Raw genomic sequence first — 17829 nt, 5'->3', positions numbered from 1 at the left:
AAAAGTTAACGTTAACATCGCCAAATGTAGCAGTGTATTTGCGATGAGGCATCCTTTTTTTCCTTTGGTTTGACAATTCAGAACCTGGGCGAAAAAGGCCGGTCGCGGCAACAGAACAATAAAAACAAAACAGGGAAAATCCACATGCAGAAAGCATCAAGCTGGCTACTCGCAGGCGTGCTCGGCGCCGCGGCGACCACTTCTCAGGCCGCGACTCTGGAAGAGCGCATGGCCGCGTTCGAGGCCCGTGCCAGCGCAGCGGAAAAACGCGCAGCCGCCGCCGAACAGCAAACCCAGGCACTCGCCAGGGAATTGCAGCAACTCAAACTCGCCACGCCCGCCACACAACCGGTGGCGTCCGCTGCTACGGTCCCCACGCTCGATGCTCGCCTGGCAAAACTCGAAGCCAGCCAGCAAAGCACGGCGAAGCAGGGCAGTGGCGCACACCTTACCGACGGCTTCAGCTTCAAGGGCTATGCTCGCTCCGGGTTGCTGATCAATGATGGGTTGGGCGGTGGTCGTGGCGGTCCGTACACCACTCCGGCCGGTTCTGTGGGTGGCGCTGTCGGGCGACTCGGCAACGAGGACGACACCTACATGCGCATCGACCTGTCGAAAGAGCAGTACGCGCAAAACGGCACCCACTCCAAGTTCACGGTGTCCATCGCCGATGGTGTGGAGAGCTCCAACGACTGGACCGCCGATGAAAGCAACCTGAACGTGCGCCAGGTGTTTACCGAACTCGATCACCTCGCGGCATTCAAGGGCAATTCGATGTTCGAAAACTCGACCCTGTGGGCCGGCAAGCGCTTCGACCGGGACAATTTCGACATCCACTGGCTGGACTCTGACGTCGTCTATCTGGCCGGCACCGGTGGCGGCATCTACGATATACAGATGACCAAGGACTGGCGCTCGAACTACTCATTGATCGGTCGCAACTACGGGGATTTCAGCGAGGGTGGCGTCAATGCCGATGTGGAAAGCTACATCCTGACGTCCAACCAGTTTTTCGACGGTGGCCAGTGGCAGTGGATGTTCAACGCCATAGGCTCGAAGAAAAACGACTTTGCTACCCGCACCAACGAGGCGGGGCTGACGCCGGCCGACTCCGGCTTGCACAGCATGGTCGCCAATCACCAGAAAAACTTTTTCGGCCGCGAAGGCTTCTTCAAGACGGCGCTGCTCTATGGGCAGGGCCTGGGGGCTGAGGTCAAGAACGTTGGCTCGGATGGCGAGCTGATCGATGATGCTCGTGCCCTGCGTCTGGCGCTCTACGGCGAGACCCCTATAGCGTCCGGCTGGCGCATCGGCCCGAGCCTGCTGGCTGAACAAAGCAAGGACCGCTATGTCAAGGGCGACGACTACCGTTGGATGACCCTGAACGTGCGGTTGGCCAATGAAATCAACAGCAATTTCGAGATGGCCTACGAGATGAGCTGGCAAACCATGAAGCTGGACCCCAAGGGCTACCTGCAACGCAATGCGGTCGACGGCAACTTCTGGAAGTTCACGGTCGCCCCGACCTTCAAGCCTGACCTGGGCGATCTGCTCACGCGTCCTGAGCTACGCCTGTTCGCCAGCGTGATGAACTGGTCGTCGGACCTGGACCGGTACAGCACCACGGATTCCTTCGGCAAGACTGACTTCAACGCCGGCGGTGTCTGGCAGTACGGCATCCAGATGGAAACCTGGTTCTGATGCCGGCCAGTTGAAACCTGTGGGAGCGAGCTTGCTCGCGATAGCGGTGGATCTGCCTGCAATGATGTTGGGTGTGCCGACACCTTCGCGAGCAAGCTCGCTCCCACAGTTTTACCGAGTTGCTCACAGACCTTGCGTACGCCACACCCCCTTGTGGGAGCGAGCCTGCTCGCGAAAGCGGTGGATCAGTTTGCAATGATGCTGGGTCTGCCGACGCCTTCGCGAGCAGGCTCGCTCCCACAGGGGCTTTGCTTGACTGATGGGTATTACCGCGCATGCCAGCCCAACTGGCTTGAGATCTGTTGGGTGGCTTGCATCAGTTGCTTGACGTAGTCCTGCTTCAACTCTTCCCTGAAGCGAAAGCAGGGAAATGAAACGCTCATCCCGCCGATCACATGGCCAAAACGGTCGCGGATCGGTGCCGCCAGGCAACGCATGTTGTCTTCGAACTCTTCATGGTCCTCGGCATAGCCTTGCTGGCGGACGGTCTCCAGCTCCTGCAGATACGCTTCGGCACTGGTCAAGGTATTGGCCGTGCGACGCTCGAAGCTTTCCTGCGCCAAGTGCGTCAGCAACTCCTCTTCTTCAAGCCAGGCCATCAGCACCTTGCCGATGCCGGTGCAGTACAACGGCGCCCGCCGGCCGATGCGCGAGTACATGCGCAGGTTGTACTTGGAGTCGATCTTGTGCACGTAGACGATGCTGCCTTCGTCGAGAATCCCCAGGTGGACGGTTTCGCCGGTCAGCTCGTTGATCCGCCGCATACCCGGCTCCGCTTCCCGGACGATGTCCAGGTGGGGCAGGGCCTGGGCCCCCAGTTCAAACAGCCGGACGCTGAGGCGATAGCGATCCTCTGCGTCCTGCACCACATACCCACGCGCCTTGAGCGACTGCAGGAAGCGATAGACCGTGGCCTTGGACATGTCCAGCTTGTTGGCGATTTCCGAGACGCCGCTTTCTTCCGGATGCTCGGCCAGTGCCTCGAGCACGGCCATGGTCCGGCCAACCGCCGACACCAGATCGTTGTTTGGAATGACGCTGTTGTCCATGAAGGCTCCAACGTGAAAGTAAAACCCAAGGATATACGCAAGCAGAACAAAACGCTGTTTCATTTTTGCTTGACGAGGCGGCAAATCTGACTAGACTCGGGCCTTGAGATAAAAATGAAACGCCGTTTTAAAAACAAGAAAGGCGCGTTGATTATGGATGTAACGCTTAACCATGGCCCAGAGACCCGCTTCGCCCGCCCGATGAAGGTGGCGTTGGTGGGGGAATGCATGATCGAGATGCGCGGTGAACCGGGTGCCGCGATCACGCAGACCTTCGGTGGCGATACGCTCAACACCGCGGTCTACCTGGCGCGATTGAATCTGCGTGGCGCAGTGGCCGTGGACTACGTGACGGCCGTGGGCTGCGATGCGTTCAGCGTTGCCATGCGCCGCTCCTGGCTGGACGAAGGGATCGGTGATGCCCATGTCCGCGTGATCGAAGACGCGCTGCCGGGGCTGTATTTCATCCAGACCGATCCCCACGGCGAGCGGCGTTTCCTCTACTGGCGTGGGGAAGCGGCGGCGCGGCGCATGTTCGAGGGCCCCGAGGCAGAGGCCATGCTCGATGCGCTGGCTGATTACGACTACGTCTATTTGAGCGGTATCAGCCTGGCGATCCTCACGCCAGAAGGGCGCCAACGCCTGATCCAGGCTTTGCACCTGGCGCGCCGAGCCGGTACGCGCATCGTCTTCGACAACAACTACCGTCCCCACCTCTGGCCCGATCCTGAAACGGCCCGGCAGGCCTACCGCGACCTGTTGCAGCTGACCGACCTGGCCCTGGTCACTTGGGAAGATGACGCGGCCCTGTTCGGCTATCGCGACACGGAGGCCTTGTTCAGTGCCTACGCCCAGGCGGGAGTTCGCGAGGTGGCCCTCAAGCGCGGCGCCGCCAGCTGTTTGATCCAGTGCCCGACAGGGCGTTTCGAAATACCCGCGCAAACCGTCGTCCATGTCATCGACACCACCGCTGCCGGTGATTCGTTCAACGCCGCCTACCTGGCCTGTCGCCTGCGTGGCGGCGATCCAGAGCAGGCCGCCCGCTGGGGCCATCGCCTGGCTGCCCAGGTCGTCCAATACCGAGGTGCGCTGATTCCCCAAGCGGCGATGCCGAACATGGGCACGTCCTCACTCCCTTCTGTTGCACAGGTCTGACTTTATGAAAATTGTTGAAGCGCGCGTCATCGTGACCTGCCCGGGTCGCAACCTGGTCACCTTGAAAATCGTCACCGACGAGGGCCTCTACGGCATTGGCGATGCGACGTTGAATGGCCGCGAACTGGCGGTGGTCGCTTATCTGGAGGAGCACGTGCTGCCCGCGCTGATCGGCCGCGACGCCCACCGCATCGAAGACATCTGGCAGTACCTGTATCGCGGTGCGTACTGGCGCCGGGGGCCGGTGACCATGACCGCCATTGCCGCCGTCGACGTGGCGCTCTGGGACCTCAAGGCCAAGGCCGCGAACATGCCGTTGTACCAGTTGCTCGGTGGCAAGAGCCGCGAGCGGGTGATGGTCTATGGGCATGCCACCGGCAAGGACATCGAAGGGTGCCTGGACGAAGTCGCCCGTCACGTCGAGCTGGGCTATAAAGCCGTGCGTGTGCAATGCGGTGTGCCCGGCATTGCCACCACCTACGGCGTCGCCAAGCGCAGTGGCGAGCGCTATGAGCCGGCCGACAGCGACCTGCCCGCCGAACACGTCTGGGACACCGCCAAGTACCTCAACTACGTCCCCAAGTTGTTCGCCGCCGTGCGCGAACGCTTTGGCGATGACCTGCATATCCTCCACGACGTGCACCATCGCCTGACGCCCATCGAAGCCGGGCGCCTGGGCAAGGCCGTGGAACCGTACAACCTGTTCTGGCTGGAAGACTGTACGCCGGCCGAAAACCAGCAGAGCTTTCGCCTGATTCGCCAGCACACCACCACACCGTTGGCCGTTGGCGAGGTGTTCAACTCCATCCATGACTGCCGCGAGTTGATCCAGGAACAATTGATCGACTACATCCGCACGACGCTGGTGCATGCCGGCGGCATTACCCATGTGCGGCGTATTGCCGATTTCGCCGCGCTGTTCCAGGTGCGGACCGGCTTTCACGGCGCCACCGACCTGTCACCGGTGTGCATGGGCGCGGCCCTGCATTTCGATACCTGGGTGCCCAACTTCGGCATCCAGGAACACATGCCTCACGAAGACCGCATCGATGAAGTCTTCCCCCATGCCTATCGCTTCGAGGACGGCCATTTCACGCCGGGCGAAACACCGGGACATGGCGTCGACATCGATGAAGACCTTGCCCGCCAATACCCCTACAAGCGCGCCAGCCTGCCGGTCAACCGTCTTGAAGACGGCACGCTGTGGCATTGGTGAAACGCTTTTAACCCTTTGAGCAAACGGGGCGAATGTCCCGTCAGGAGTGACCCGATGAAAGCGTTCCAGGTAAGAGCACCCTTCGAGTTCGGGTTGGCCGAGGTCGACCGACCGCAGCTCGCCCGAGGCGAGGTCCAGGTCGATGTGGCGTATGCCGGCATCTGTGGCTCGGACATGCACATCATTCATGGGCAGAACGCATTCGTGCGTTTCCCCCGTGTCACCGGCCATGAGTTCTCCGGGGTGGTCCGGCAAGTCGGCGACGGTGTCGAACACCTGCAAGTGGGTGACCGAGTGTGCGTCGATCCGGTGATCAGTTGCGGTACCTGTTATCCCTGCCGGATTGGCCGACCGAATGTCTGCACCCGCCTGCAAGTGATCGGCGTGCATCGTGACGGTGGTTTCAGCGAGCAGGTGTGCGTACCGGCCGAGAACGCACACCGCTTGCCCGATTCGATGTCCCTCAGCCACGGCGCCCTGGTCGAGCCTTACTCCATTGCCTTGAACGTGCTGGATCGGATGCAGCCTCATCCGGGCGACAGCGTGCTGATCTACGGTGCCGGGGTGATCGGCCTGACCCTGGTGCAGATGGCCCGGGCGCTGGGATTGACCGACATCACCGTGACCGATGTCATCGACAGCCGCCTGGAGACGGCGCGGGCGCTGGGCGCCAGCCGGACCCTCAACGGCCAGCAAGTCGACGTCGAGGCCACGATGCGTGAATTGACTCAAGGTGAAGGTGTGCCGTTGATTGTCGATGCCGCCTGCATTCCGGCACTCATGCCGCAGATGGTGCGCCTGGCTTCGCCGGCCGGGCGCATCGGGTTGCTGGGGTTCAATGCCACGCCGAGTGATCTGGTGCAGTTGGAAATGATCAAGAAGGAACTGACCCTGGTGGGCTCGCGGCTCAATAACCGCAAGTTCCCGCGGGTGATCGAACTGATCGCCAGTGGCAAGTTGCAGGTCCAGGACCTGATCAGCCATCGCGTCAGCTTCGACGAAATGCCCGGCGCCATCGACCTGATCGAAAAACATCCCGAGCAAACCCGAAAAATACTGGTGGAACTGACGAACGCCCATCCCTGAGCTGTCTGTACCACCGGTTTCATCGTGCCTGTCATGGGCACCCTCACCGAATAAACACAACAAGCGGGAGGTTCCACCATGTTTGGTCAAGGACGTAGCTTAATCATCATCATGCTGTTCCTGGCCGGGGTCATCAATTACCTCGACCGGTCGGCATTGTCTGTGGCGGCGCCTTTCATCCAGAAAGACTACGGTCTGAGTACGGGTGAGATGGGCATGATCTTCAGTAGTTTCTTCGTCGGTTATGCCGCCTTCAACTTCATCGGTGGCTGGGCCGCCGACCGCTACGGCGCCAAGACCACGTTGCTGCTGGCCATGGTCCTGTGGTCGTTGTTCAGCGGCCTCACCGTGTTGACGGTGGGCTTCGCTTCGCTGGTACTTATCCGGATCCTGTTCGGCATGGGTGAAGGACCGCTGAGCGTCACCACCAGCAAGATGGTCAACAACTGGTACACCCCCAAGCGCCGGGCGCGGGCGATTGGCACCTCGATGTCCGGCACGCCGCTGGGCGGGGCGATTTCCGGTCCGGTGGTGGGCTTTATCGCCGTCACCTACGGCTGGAAGATGTCGTTCATCATCATCATGGTGATCGGCCTGGTCTGGGCGGCGGTGTGGTTCAAGTTCGTCAAGGAAAGGCCAGAAGGCGAGGGGGCCGAGGAGATTCTGCGGGCCGAGGGGCAAAGCGAGTTGGCAGCACAACCGGTGTTCCCACTGCGCTTCTACCTCAAGCAGCCAACGGTGCTGTTCACCTCCCTGGCGTTCTTTTCCTATAACTACACCTTATTCTTCTTCCTGACCTGGTTCCCCAGCTACCTGACCATGGCCCACGGCCTGAACGTCAAGGACATGAGCATCGCCACGGTCATTCCCTGGGTGTTGGGTTTCCTCGGCCTGGCCTTGGGCGGTTTCATCTCCGACTTTGTGTTCAAGAAAACCGGAAAGATGATGTTCTCCCGCAAGGTGGTGCTGGTGACCTGCCTGCTGGCCTGCGCCGTTTGCATCGCCTGTGCGGGGATGGTCAAGACCCTGTATCCGGCGGTCATCCTCGTCGCCTTGGCGGTGTTCTTCCTGTACCTCACCGGTGCCATCTACTGGGCGATCATCCAGGACACCGTCCCGGCGGCGCGGGTGGGCGGCGTCAGCGGTTTCATGCATTTCCTGGCTAACACCTCGGGCATTGTCGGCCCGACCCTGACGGGCTTCCTGGTGCAGTTCACCGGCTCGTTCACCAGTGCATTCCTGCTGGCGGGGCTGTTGACCGTGATCGGTGCCGTGTGTGTGGCGCGCTACGTGAAACCGCTGTCGGTGGCCGATACCGGCAACGCGGCGGCACAAAGCTCGCAACCCGCTTCGGCCCTGGGCCATCCCTGAACAGAAGGAGTGAGTCGATGCCTGTTGTGAAACGTGTACCTTGTACCGGGACTGCAGCGCAGATCGGTATCGTGCACCTGGGCCTGGGCGCGTTTCACCGCGCGCACCAGGCGGTCTACCTGCAACGCCATCTCAATCGCCATGGCGAAAGTGACTGGGGATTATGCAGCGCCAACCTGCGCTCCAATCGCACCTTGGTCGAGCAATTGCGCGAGCAGGACGGCCGCTACCATGTGGCCGAGTACCGCGACCGCGAGCAGGTGACCCTGCGCGAGATGGGAGTGTTGCGCCAGGCCTTGTATGTGGGCGAGGGCGGTGATGAATTGGAGCAGTTGCTGCAGCGCATGGCTGCGCCGCAAACGCGGATCGTCACGCTCACCGTCACCGAAAAAGGCTACTGCCTGAGCCCTTCCTCCGGGCAGTTGCGCCGCGAAGATCCGACGATTGCCCATGACATCGCGCAGCCACAAACGCCGCGCTCGGCCCCCGGCATTGTCCTTGAGGCCTTGCGTCGCCGTCGCGCGGCAGGCATTCCGGCCTTCACCGTGTTGTGCTGTGACAACATGCCCGACAACGGCCAGCGCACCCGCCAGGCGGTGAGCGCCTTGGCGGCGTTGCAGGATGAGGCGCTGGCGCAGTGGGTCGAGCAACAGGTGGCGTTTCCCAGCTGCATGGTCGATCGCATCGTGCCGGCCATGGACGACGAGTCCTTCCGTCGGCTGGAGCAACAACTGGACTGCCACGACCGCGCGGCAGTGGTCTGTGAAAGTTTCAGCCAGTGGGTGATCGAGGATCACTTTCCCCTCGGCCGCCCGGACTGGGAAGTGGAAGGTGTGCAGATGGTCGACGATGTGCGTCCGTTTGAAACCATGAAACTGCGCATGCTCAATGGCAGCCATTCATTGCTGGCCTACGTAGGGCTGCTGGCCGGCCATGAGTCGGTCTTCGACGCCGTCAGCGACGTGAAGCTGGCGCGCTTCCTCGAGCGTTACATGGCCGAGGAAGCCGCACCCACCCTGGACATGCCGGCCGGCATCGATCTTTCGGTGTATGCCCACGACCTGCGGGCGCGCTTTGCCAACGACAGCCTGCAACATCGCTTGCGCCAGATCGCCATGGACGGCTCGCAGAAACTGCCGCAACGCTGGTTGCTCGGCGCGCAGCAATTGCTCGACCAAGGGCGCAGCATCGACTGTACCGCCCTGGGCATCGCGGCCTGGATTCACTACTGCACGCAGCCGTTGCCTGGTCAGTCGATGCACGTGATCGACGACCCGCTGAGCGCAACCTTTGCCGATCTTGCGGGACGCTTCGAGGGCGCATCGCGGGTGAATGCTTTCCTCGACCTGGATGAAGTCTTCCCGCTGCAGCTGGCGGCTCGCGCAGAGTTTCGCGATGCCGTGCACCGCGCCTATCGCACCCTGGTCCGCGATGGTGTGGACAGCCTGTTGCCCGCCCTTGCCGCACTCAACTGATAACAAGGAGAAGAACATGGAACAGACATGGCGTTGGTTTGGCCCCAAAGACCCGATTTCCCTGGCGGACGTTCGCCAAACCGGTGCGACCGGCATCGTCACCGCGCTGCACGAAATCCCCAATGGCCAGGTGTGGCCAGTGGAGGCCATCGCGGCGCGCAAGCAGATGATCGAAGCGGCCGGCTTGAGCTGGTCGGTGGTGGAAAGCATTCCGGTGCACGAAGACATCAAGCGCGGCTGTGGGCGGCGCGACGAATACATCGCCAACTACCAGCAAAGCGTGCGCAACCTGGCGAGCTGCGGCATCGATATCGTCTGCTACAACTTCATGCCGGTGCTGGACTGGACCCGTACCGACCTGGCCTATGAGCTGGCGGATGGTGGCTGGGCATTGCGTTTCGATCAAACCGCATTCGCCGCTTTTGACCTGTTCATCCTCCAGCGCCCGGCTGCGCAGGCCGAATACAGCGCCGAGGATATCCAGCAAGCCAAGGCCTACTTCGAACAACTGTCACCTACCCAGCGTGAAACCTTGGTCAACACCTTGATCGCGGGCTTGCCCGGCGCCGAGGAGCACTACAGCCTGGACAACTTCCGTGCCTTGCTGCGTACCTACGCCGACATCGACGAGGCCACGTTGCGCGAACACCTGGGGTATTTCCTGCGCGCGGTGATCCCCGTCGCGGAGGAGGTGGGTGTGCGCATGGCGATCCACCCGGACGACCCGCCCCGGGCGCTGCTCGGTTTGCCACGCATCTTGTCCACTGCCGAAGACGCCCAATGGCTGCTGGACGCGGCGCCTAGCCCGGCCAATGGCCTGACGTTCTGCACCGGCTCCTATGGTGTGCGTGAAGACAACGACCTGGTGGCGATGGCCAAGCACTTTGCGCCGTTCATCTACTTCACTCACCTGCGTTCAACTCGCCGGGAAACCGACCCACGCAGCTTCCATGAGGCCCATCACCTGGATGGTGACGTCGACATGGTCGGGGTCATCGCCGCCCTGGTGGCTGAAGAGCGCCGACGTGAGCGCGAAGGCGGCCCGCGCTTGCCGCTGCGGCCAGACCATGGGCATCAATTGCTTGACGATCAACAGCGCAAAAGCAATCCCGGCTACTCGCTGATCGGCCGTCTCAAGGGCTTGGCGGAAATCCGCGGCGTGGAGCTGGCTGTGCGGCAACAGCTGAGCTCTGTAGGAACTGGCGAAGCCTGCGATCTTTGATCGTTCCCACGCTCCTGCGTGGGAATGTCGCCAGGGACGCTCCGCGTTCCGCTTCCGGGGTGTGACGCAGAGCGTCACGGGATGCATTCCCACGCAGGAGCGTGGGAACGATCAAGCCCCTTCCGGTTCCAGCGCTTGCAGCCAGCGGTTCTCCGAACGGCTCAGATGCTGGCGCATCGAGGTTTGGGCGCCGAGCACATCCTTGTTGGCTACGGCGTGCAGGATCGCCTCATGCTCGACGACCGCAGCTTCCCACGTCAGGGCATTCTCCGAGTGTTTGCTCAGATGAGCCGAAATCGGGTTGTGTCGTTCATCAAAGAGCGCAGTGATGATCCGGACCAGGGCGGAGTTGCCGCTCATCTTGGCCAGGCGCTGATGGAAGCGACGGTCATCCTCCAGCGGAGGCAGGCCATTGGCGATGCTTGCGCGCATGGCATCGATACATTCCTGCAGATAGCGGTAGTCGCTTTTCTTGCCATGCAGACACGCCAGGATCACCGACTCACCTTCGATCAAGGCACGCGCCTGCATCAGTTCCGAGGGGCTTTCGCCCAAGGTCATGCTCGGGTTCTTTCCGTCCTTGGGCTTGGCGCGCACGTACACGCCGGAGCCCATCTTGATCTCGATGTCACCGTCTATTTCCAAGGCAATCAGCGCCTCGCGCAGCGACGGCCTGGAAACACCCAATAGTTGGGTCAAATCACGCTCGGGGGGAAGCCTGGAGCCTGCTTTGAAATCCCCCTGGGCGATGTAGTTGCGCAGTTGATCGGCGATTTTCTGGTACGGCTTTCGCTCGGCGGTGTTGATCGGTGAGACCATGGGGTGGCGTCCATCGGAGAATCCGCAAAGGCTACCATAGGCGCTTGATGGTGTTCATTTATGTGGGGAAGGGTTGCAGTGACTCTGCCATTCACATCACCGCGCCGATCTGCCAAGGCAGGAACTCGTTATCGCCCAAGCCGTTTTCCTCACTGCAGGTGCGATGTCCGGACGCCGTCTCCAGCATCAGTCGGAACAACCGCTCTCCCGCCTGCGCCACCGACTCCACGCCATCGACAATGCCGCCGGCGTTGAAATCCATATCCAGTTCCATGCGTTGGAACAGGCGAGTATTGGTGGCGATCTTCAAGGAGGGCGTGGGTTTGCAACCGTAGGTCGAGCCGCGGCCCGTGGTGAAACAGATGAGATTCGCGCCTCCGGCCACCTGGCCGGTCGCGGACACCGGGTCATAACCGGGTGTGTCCATGAACACGAGGCCCCCGGTATCGACCGTTTCAGCGTATTGGTAGACGCCCATCAGCCCGGTCGCACCGGCTTTCGCCACGGCGCCCAGGGATTTTTCCAGAATGGTGGTGATGCCCCCGGCCTTGTTGCCCGGCGAAGGGTTGTTGTTCATATCGCCGTCGTTGTGGCGCACGTAAGCTTCCCACCAACGGATCCGCTCCATCAATTTTTCCGCGATTTCGGCAGACGCCGCGCGGGCCGTCAGCAAGTGTTCGGCCCCATAGATTTCCGGCGTTTCCGAAAGAATCGCGGTGCCGCCATGCTGCACCAACAGATCCACGGCCGCGCCGAGTGCCGGATTGGCCGTAATGCCCGAGTAACCATCCGAGCCGCCGCATTGCAAACCGACGCATAAGTGGCTGGCGGCCACGGTCGACCGTTGGTATTGGTTGATGACCGGCAGCATCGCTTCAATATGGGCGATGCCACGGCGCACGGCTTCGCGAGTACCGCCTTCTTCCTGAATGATCAGGCTGGCCTTGAGCACAGCGCGGCGATCTCCCAGTTCATTCATCAACGGGGTCAGTTGGTTGACTTCGCACCCCAGGCCGATCAACAGCACGCCGGCGAAGTTGGCGTGATCGGCATAGCCGCGCAAGGTGCGTTTGAGGATGTCGATGCCTTCACCCTTGGCGCCCATGCCGCAGCCGCTGCCGTGGGTGATCGCCACGACGCCATCGACGTTGGGAAAGTCTTTCAGGCGTTCCGGAGAAAAGGCATTGGCGATGTGTTTGCAGACGGTTGCCGAGCAGTTGACGCTGGAAATGACCCCGATGTAATTGCGTGTACCGACGCGCCCATCCTCACGAACGTAACCTTCGAACGTAGCGGGATCATTGCTCAACGAGGTGGGCACATAGACGTTCCGTACACGGTGTTCGGCATTGGAGGCGGGCATGTCCAGGTTGTGCACGTGGACGTAATCGCCGGGCTCGATGTCCCGGATTGCCTGGCCAATGGTCTGCCCGTACTTGAGCACCCGTTGGCCGGCCAACACCGTGCGCAGGGCGATCTTGTGGCCGGACGGAACCGGCTGGCTGGCGGTCAGTGTGATGCCGTCGGCACTCACGTGCTGACCTTTGGCGATATCGCCCCGGGCCACTGCGACATCATCGCCCGGTGCCAGCACAAGCAAAGAAGAAGGCGGGTTCATGTGGCGTCCTCCGATTCCTAGCACTCGATGATGGCTTTGACGACACCCTGGCTGGGGTCGAGCAATGTGGAGAATGAATCGGCCACGTCGCCCAGGGTCAGTCGGTGGGTGTTCAGGGCCGCATCCGGAATCAATCCGTCGCGCAGGCATTGCTCGACGTGGCGGAAGTCTTCCTGGGTGGCGTTACGGCTGCCCATCAGCGTGGCTTCGCGCTTGTGGAATTCAGGGTCGGAGAAGGTGATGGAGTCCCGCACCACCGAAATCATCACATAGGTGCCGCCGTGGGCGATGAACTCGAACCCGCGTTCCATGGCCCGTGCGTTACCGGTGGCATCGAACACCACGTCGAAGAAATCACCCCCTGTCAGTTCAGCCAGGGTCTGCTTGTCGCCTTCGCCGATGTGCACGGCGGCGTGGATATCCAAGTGTTGCTTGCAGAACGCAAGACGATCCTCACGGGTATCCAGGACGGTGACTTGCGCCCCACGCAGGCTGGCGAAGATCGCCGCGGCCATGCCGATCGGGCCGGTGCCGACCACCAGCGCACGTTTATCCGACTGGACATTTGAGCGCCGCACAGCGTGGGCGCCGATGGACAGGAACTCGATCATCGCCGCCTGATCGAGGGAAACACCCACAGCCTTGTGCACGAACTCGTGGGGAACGCTCAGGTACTCAGTGAACGCGCCATCGCAATGAACCCCCAGCACTTGAATGCGGGTGCAGCAGTTGGTCTTGCCCTGGCGGCAGGCGATACATGTCCCGCAGGAAAGGTAGGGCATCACATAGACAACATCACCGATGGCGAGGTCGCTGGCGCTGTCCGTCTCGTCGACAACCCCGGAAAACTCGTGGCCCATGACGCGCGGATATTCGAGGTACGGCTGATTGCCGGTGAAGATGTGCAGGTCGGTGCCGCAGACCCCGACACGCTTGACCCGGATAAGGATCTCTCCCGGTTTCCTGAGGGGCTTTTCACGTTCGATGGCGGTTAACGAGCCGGGTTCGTTACAGATGACAGTCAGCATGTTGATGCTCCTTGGCTGGCGTACGGGCAGTGGCTGCCTGCAGGCGGGAGGAGGGTTGTGAGCGCACGGCTGCCGGGACCGGGGCTCTTTTTTTGTTGTAGGCGGGCAGTGACCTGCACCGATGACCTTGGCCCGAAACTACACGCCGTAAAAAATATTGGCAAGACCAATTAATAAAAATATTGATTGGACTGACCAAATTCAATCTGGACGTCGCCCGGCGCTGCATCTTGAGTGAACCCAGGTCCATCCCGACAGGTCACTCGTTTATCAGGAACGAAAAACAGGATGGACCCTCTGATGCGACCTATCGATCTCGCCAGCCTCTCCTTTGCCGCGCTGCTGTGCGTGGCCTGTTCAAGCCAACCGCCCGCCAAATGGAGCTACGCTGACGCCCAAGGACGGGCCAATCTCCCCCCCGATCAGGCCTATCCAGAACTCTTTGAAGCGGTGCAACGCGGGCAGGTGTTCACTGACCAGAAGCATTTCGTGGACGCACTGCCCAACCGTGATCCGGCGCAGATTCGCGCCGATTACCTGGCCCGACGTAACAGCGATGGCTTCGATATCAAGGCTTTCGTGAAAGACAACTTCATCGAGTCCGGCGAAGCCGGAAGCCCGGCTCCCAAGCCCGGTGCTCCGATCGAGGCACACATCGACAGCCTCTGGCCGGTACTGAGTCGATCCTACAGCCAGGTGCCGGCCTACAGCAGCTTGTTGCCGCTGCCGCAGCCCTATGTGGTGCCCGGTGGACGCTTTCGCGAGATGTATTACTGGGATTCTTATTTCACCATGCTGGGGCTTGAGCAGAGCGGTGATAAGGCCCAGGTCCGCCAGATGACCGACAACTTTGCCTACATGATCGACACCTACGGCCACATTCCCAACGGCAATCGCACCTACTACCTGAGCCGGTCGCAGCCGCCATTCTTTGCTTACATGGTGGAGTTGCAGGCGCGTATCGAGGGCGACCAGGCTTATGGACGATACCTGCCGCAGTTGCAGAAGGAGTATGCCTATTGGATGGAGGGCGCCCAGGCACTCAAGCCCGGCACGGCTGAGCGGCACGTGGTCAAGCTCGCCGATGGCAGTGTGCTCAACCGCTATTGGGATGCCAGCCCGACGCCTCGACAGGAGTCCTGGCTGCAAGATGTCAACACCGCCGAGCAGGCGCCGGACCGGCCCAGGGAGGAGGTCTGGCGTGACCTGCGCGCTGGCGCCGAAAGTGGCTGGGACTTCAGCTCGCGCTGGTTGGACGATGGCCACAACCTGGCGAGCATTCGCACCACCGCTATCGTGCCCGTGGATCTGAATAGCCTGATCTATCATCTGGAAAACACCATCGCCAAAGCCTGCGAGACGGTGCACAACAGCCCCTGCGTCCAGGCTTACGGCCGGCGCGCCGAACTGCGCCAGCGTGCCATCGAGAAGCACTTGTGGAATGCCGACAAAGGCTTCTACGTGGACTACGACTGGCAACGCAACCAGCCACGCCAGCAGCTCACGGCCGCGACGCTTTTCCCGCTGTATACGGGGCTGGCGTCTGTCGAACATGCCAATCGCACCGCCGATGCGGTACGTGACGGCCTGTTGCGCCCCGGCGGCATCGCCACCACCCAGGTCAGTAATGGCCAGCAGTGGGACGAGCCCAATGGCTGGGCACCGTTGCAATGGGTCGCGGTGGAGGGGCTGGACCGATACCGGCAAACCGCCCTGGCGCAGCAAATTGGCAGCCGCTTCTTGCAGCAGGTCGAGAACCTTTACCGCAAGGAAAACAAACTGGTGGAGAAATACGATCTGTCCGGGCGTGGTGACGGCGGGGGAGGCGGCGAATATGAACTGCAGGACGGTTTCGGCTGGACGAATGGGGTGACGCTCAAACTACTGGGTAAATATGGCGCGACTCCCCCAACCCTGGTGGGCAAGTGAATGCCGTACACATCTCTGTGGGAGCGAGCTTGCTCGCGATGACGGCGTGCCAGCCACCCTCAATGTTGCTGAACCACCGCTATCGCGAGCAAGCTCGCTCCCACAGGGGGATGTGTGGCGTGGTCAAGTCGCACCATCACCTTAGTAGGAAGGTGGGCTCGCTATTCATGGATCGTCACCCGATTGCGCCCGCTCTTCTTCGACGTATACAGCGCCTGGTCCGCCCTGGCGATCAGGTCGGCGTGGTCGTTCGAGGGTTGGCTCAGGTCGGCCACCCCCAGGCTGATGGTGAAGCGGATGGCCTGGTCGTTGTAGTGCACTTCCAGCGTCTCGACGGCCTTGCGCAGGCGCTCGGCGAAAATCTGCGCGCCGGCCTTGTCGGTGTCTGAGAGCACCACGCCGAACTCTTCACCGCCATAACGCCCGGCCACGTCGGCGTCGCGCACATGCTCGCGCAGTAGCCCGGCGACATGCTCGATGACCTTGTCGCCGGCCTGGTGACCGTAGGTGTCGTTGACCCGCTTGAAGTGGTCGATATCGAGCATTACCAGGCTCAACGCATGGCCGTAGCGCTGATGCCGGGCGTAGGCGGCTTTCAGGTTGGCCTCCCAGTGACCACGGTTGTACAACCCCGTCAGTCGGTCCGTGCTGGAGAGTTTTTGCAGCTGTGCATTGGCGGCCTGGAGTTGATGCCGGTTGGTGGCGACGTCGGTGACGTCATAAATCACCAGGCAAATGTGCTTGATGGTGTTGTCAGGCGAGCGCAGCGGCAACAGCGTGGTGTTCTGGTACATGAACGCTTCCTGGCCGGTGATCGGCTGGTAGCTCTTGAACCGAATCAGGTACGGGCGCTGCTCCCAGACCGTGAACGCCGGCGTGCCCAGGGTTGCGACACTTTCCACCTTGCGGCTGAACCATTGGCGATCGATTTCAGGGAACAGAGTGAAAAAATGCTGATTGTGGGCGTCCTTGGGCTGCACCCCGGAGCGGTTCTCCATGAAGGTGTTCCAGACCTGCACGCGGTACTCGCGGTCGAGCACCACGACACCGACGTCGATGCTCTGAACGATGGCCAGCAACCAGTGAAACTCGTTCAGATCGATGGAATCGTTCATGGCTCAGCTCATCAGATAGGCGAGTTTGTGGGTCAACCGTTCGATGGAGTCTTCCGTGAACAGCAGCAACAGGTCGAAGCGAATATCGTGCCCTTCCAGGCTGTAGCTGATTTCCACTGCCAGGGTCTTTTTCCAGTGCTTGCGGTTGACCTGGATCAGGTCCTCGATGGCCGCGTGCTGGCCGAGGATTTGCGGATGGCCCTGGGAAAACACCACATCGATCTGTTCGGCAATGCTGCTCAGGCACGCACCGATCAAGACGCTGGAAAGGTCCAGCAACATTTCCAGGTCCGAATAATCGGCGCTCTCGCGCTGCATCAGTTGCGCGATGTCAGCGATTTCCGAGTCATGGAATATCAGCAGGGCTTCGCCGGCGATGCCGCTGCCGATGAAACCCTGGCAGATGGCCGTGAGTTGCTGGGAGCTGCCGACGTCGTTGAGCGCCATATGCAGTTCCCCGACCTCGAGAATGTTCACGTTCGGCACCGGCAACTGCACAAAGACCCCCAATACCTTGGCGATCAGGGCCGCTGCCCGGCCGATGGCCACGTTGACCGTCTCGCGGAACACATCGTGAAAACTGATGGCCGTGTTCGTGGCCGAACGATTCTGCAGCGGCACCTGGCCGGATTGGGTCAGTAGCCCCACCCGGATGAGGGTCTGGCGCAGTTCGTTTTCGTCGAAAGGCTTTTTCAGGAACGCCAACGCGCCCAGCTCAAGCACGCGGCGCACCGCCTCGTCCTGGATGTCACCGGAAATCACGATGACTTGCGCCTGCAATCCCTCGGCGCGCAAGGCGCTCAACACCTGGTAGCCATCCATCTCCGGCATGGTCAGGTCGAGCAGCACCACTTGCCCCAGGCCTTGGCGTATGGCGTCCATGGCCTGGCGCCCGTTGACCGCCTCGGTGACCGAAACCGGCCAATCTGTCGGCAGCGCGCGCAAAACCTGTTTGCGCGCCATGTTGGAGTCGTCACACACAACCAGGGGAATCAACGGCACAGGGGCATCCATTGGCGTTCAATGGCAGGGGAGGTCCTACGTA

The 17829-nt window shown here is 61.3% G+C and carries 14 protein-coding genes; 8 read left to right on the top strand and 6 right to left on the bottom strand.

The window, feature by feature from the left end; translation table 11 throughout:
• Window positions 1-144: 144 nt before the first annotated feature.
• Window positions 145-1701: a carbohydrate porin gene (locus AB4O09_RS18520; RefSeq protein ID WP_027912344.1), complete on the top strand. Its 1557-nt coding sequence runs from the start codon at window positions 145-147 to the stop codon at window positions 1699-1701.
• A gap of 266 nt (window positions 1702-1967) precedes the next feature.
• Here AB4O09_RS18520 and kdgR read toward each other — a convergent pair whose 3' ends face one another.
• Entirely contained in the window at window positions 1968-2750 is a 783-nt protein-coding gene (gene kdgR, locus AB4O09_RS18515) for a DNA-binding transcriptional regulator KdgR (RefSeq protein WP_027912343.1), read from the bottom strand.
• Between the two features lie 153 nt (window positions 2751-2903).
• Here kdgR and AB4O09_RS18510 point away from each other — a divergent pair, with 153 nt between their 5' ends.
• From AB4O09_RS18510 to uxuA, 6 genes are all read left to right on the top strand, one after another.
• Complete coding sequence (locus AB4O09_RS18510; protein WP_003200853.1) at window positions 2904-3905, top strand: sugar kinase; 1002 nt, start codon at window positions 2904-2906, stop codon at window positions 3903-3905.
• Between the two features lie 4 nt (window positions 3906-3909).
• Window positions 3910-5121, top strand: coding sequence for a D-mannonate dehydratase ManD (gene manD / locus AB4O09_RS18505; RefSeq protein WP_003200855.1), 1212 nt, complete (start codon window positions 3910-3912; stop codon window positions 5119-5121).
• A 54-nt stretch (window positions 5122-5175) separates the two neighbouring features.
• Window positions 5176-6207: a Zn-dependent oxidoreductase gene (locus tag AB4O09_RS18500; protein ID WP_003200857.1), complete on the top strand. Its 1032-nt coding sequence runs from the start codon at window positions 5176-5178 to the stop codon at window positions 6205-6207.
• A 78-nt stretch (window positions 6208-6285) separates the two neighbouring features.
• A complete protein-coding gene (locus AB4O09_RS18495) occupies window positions 6286-7578 on the top strand; it encodes an MFS transporter (protein WP_003200859.1) in 1293 nt (430 codons plus the stop codon).
• Between the two features lie 17 nt (window positions 7579-7595).
• Entirely contained in the window at window positions 7596-9053 is a 1458-nt protein-coding gene (locus tag AB4O09_RS18490) for a mannitol dehydrogenase family protein (RefSeq protein ID WP_013693056.1), read from the top strand.
• Window positions 9054-9069: 16 nt separating this feature from the next.
• A complete protein-coding gene (uxuA, locus tag AB4O09_RS18485; protein ID WP_003200863.1) occupies window positions 9070-10275 on the top strand; it encodes a mannonate dehydratase in 1206 nt (401 codons plus the stop codon).
• A gap of 111 nt (window positions 10276-10386) precedes the next feature.
• Here the strand turns inward: uxuA and AB4O09_RS18480 are convergent, their stop codons facing one another.
• The 3 genes from AB4O09_RS18480 to AB4O09_RS18470 all read right to left on the bottom strand — a co-directional run bounded on the left by AB4O09_RS18480 (window position 10387) and on the right by AB4O09_RS18470 (window position 13740).
• Window positions 10387-11094 carry a FadR/GntR family transcriptional regulator gene (locus tag AB4O09_RS18480; protein ID WP_003200864.1) on the bottom strand — a complete coding sequence of 236 codons (708 nt, stop codon included), beginning with the start codon at window positions 11092-11094 and terminating at the stop codon, window positions 10387-10389.
• A 91-nt stretch (window positions 11095-11185) separates the two neighbouring features.
• Window positions 11186-12712, bottom strand: coding sequence for a UxaA family hydrolase (locus tag AB4O09_RS18475; protein WP_028236530.1), 1527 nt, complete (start codon window positions 12710-12712; stop codon window positions 11186-11188).
• 17 nt (window positions 12713-12729) lie between these two features.
• Window positions 12730-13740, bottom strand: coding sequence for a zinc-binding alcohol dehydrogenase family protein (locus AB4O09_RS18470; RefSeq protein WP_013693059.1), 1011 nt, complete (start codon window positions 13738-13740; stop codon window positions 12730-12732).
• Window positions 13741-14040: 300 nt separating this feature from the next.
• On the opposite strand from AB4O09_RS18470, the gene treA reads away from it, so the two are divergent.
• Entirely contained in the window at window positions 14041-15669 is a 1629-nt protein-coding gene (treA, locus tag AB4O09_RS18465; RefSeq protein ID WP_460107344.1) for an alpha,alpha-trehalase TreA, read from the top strand.
• Between the two features lie 161 nt (window positions 15670-15830).
• Here treA and AB4O09_RS18460 read toward each other — a convergent pair whose 3' ends face one another.
• Together AB4O09_RS18460 and AB4O09_RS18455 are read right to left on the bottom strand one after the other, a co-directional pair.
• Window positions 15831-16784: a GGDEF domain-containing protein gene (locus tag AB4O09_RS18460; protein ID WP_028236528.1), complete on the bottom strand. Its 954-nt coding sequence runs from the start codon at window positions 16782-16784 to the stop codon at window positions 15831-15833.
• A 3-nt stretch (window positions 16785-16787) separates the two neighbouring features.
• On the bottom strand, window positions 16788-17798 hold the full coding sequence (locus tag AB4O09_RS18455; RefSeq protein ID WP_032833217.1) for a response regulator: 1011 nt from the start codon (window positions 17796-17798) through the stop codon (window positions 16788-16790).
• Between the last annotated feature and the right edge of the window lie 31 nt (window positions 17799-17829).

It is taken from the genome of Pseudomonas sp. H1_F01 (assembly GCF_054681425.1).
This window is presented reverse-complemented; position numbering and strand designations above follow the sequence as displayed.

Bases quoted from the DNA above. Each gene is read 5' to 3' on its own strand.
- uxuA (WP_003200863.1), top strand. From the start codon at position 9,070: ATGGAACAGACATGGCGTTGGTTTGGCCCCAAAGACCCGATTTCCCTG.
- AB4O09_RS18495 (WP_003200859.1), top strand. From the start codon at position 6,286: ATGTTTGGTCAAGGACGTAGCTTAATCATCATCATGCTGTTCCTGGCC.
- kdgR (WP_027912343.1), bottom strand. From the start codon at position 2,750: ATGGACAACAGCGTCATTCCAAACAACGATCTGGTGTCGGCGGTTGGC.
- treA (WP_460107344.1), top strand. From the start codon at position 14,041: ATGCGACCTATCGATCTCGCCAGCCTCTCCTTTGCCGCGCTGCTGTGC.
- AB4O09_RS18470 (WP_013693059.1), bottom strand. From the start codon at position 13,740: ATGCTGACTGTCATCTGTAACGAACCCGGCTCGTTAACCGCCATCGAA.
- AB4O09_RS18510 (WP_003200853.1), top strand. From the start codon at position 2,904: ATGGATGTAACGCTTAACCATGGCCCAGAGACCCGCTTCGCCCGCCCG.
- AB4O09_RS18520 (WP_027912344.1), top strand. From the start codon at position 145: ATGCAGAAAGCATCAAGCTGGCTACTCGCAGGCGTGCTCGGCGCCGCG.
- AB4O09_RS18475 (WP_028236530.1), bottom strand. From the start codon at position 12,712: ATGAACCCGCCTTCTTCTTTGCTTGTGCTGGCACCGGGCGATGATGTC.
- AB4O09_RS18490 (WP_013693056.1), top strand. From the start codon at position 7,596: ATGCCTGTTGTGAAACGTGTACCTTGTACCGGGACTGCAGCGCAGATC.
- manD (WP_003200855.1), top strand. From the start codon at position 3,910: ATGAAAATTGTTGAAGCGCGCGTCATCGTGACCTGCCCGGGTCGCAAC.
- AB4O09_RS18500 (WP_003200857.1), top strand. From the start codon at position 5,176: ATGAAAGCGTTCCAGGTAAGAGCACCCTTCGAGTTCGGGTTGGCCGAG.
- AB4O09_RS18460 (WP_028236528.1), bottom strand. From the start codon at position 16,784: ATGAACGATTCCATCGATCTGAACGAGTTTCACTGGTTGCTGGCCATC.
- AB4O09_RS18480 (WP_003200864.1), bottom strand. From the start codon at position 11,094: ATGGTCTCACCGATCAACACCGCCGAGCGAAAGCCGTACCAGAAAATC.
- AB4O09_RS18455 (WP_032833217.1), bottom strand. From the start codon at position 17,798: ATGGATGCCCCTGTGCCGTTGATTCCCCTGGTTGTGTGTGACGACTCC.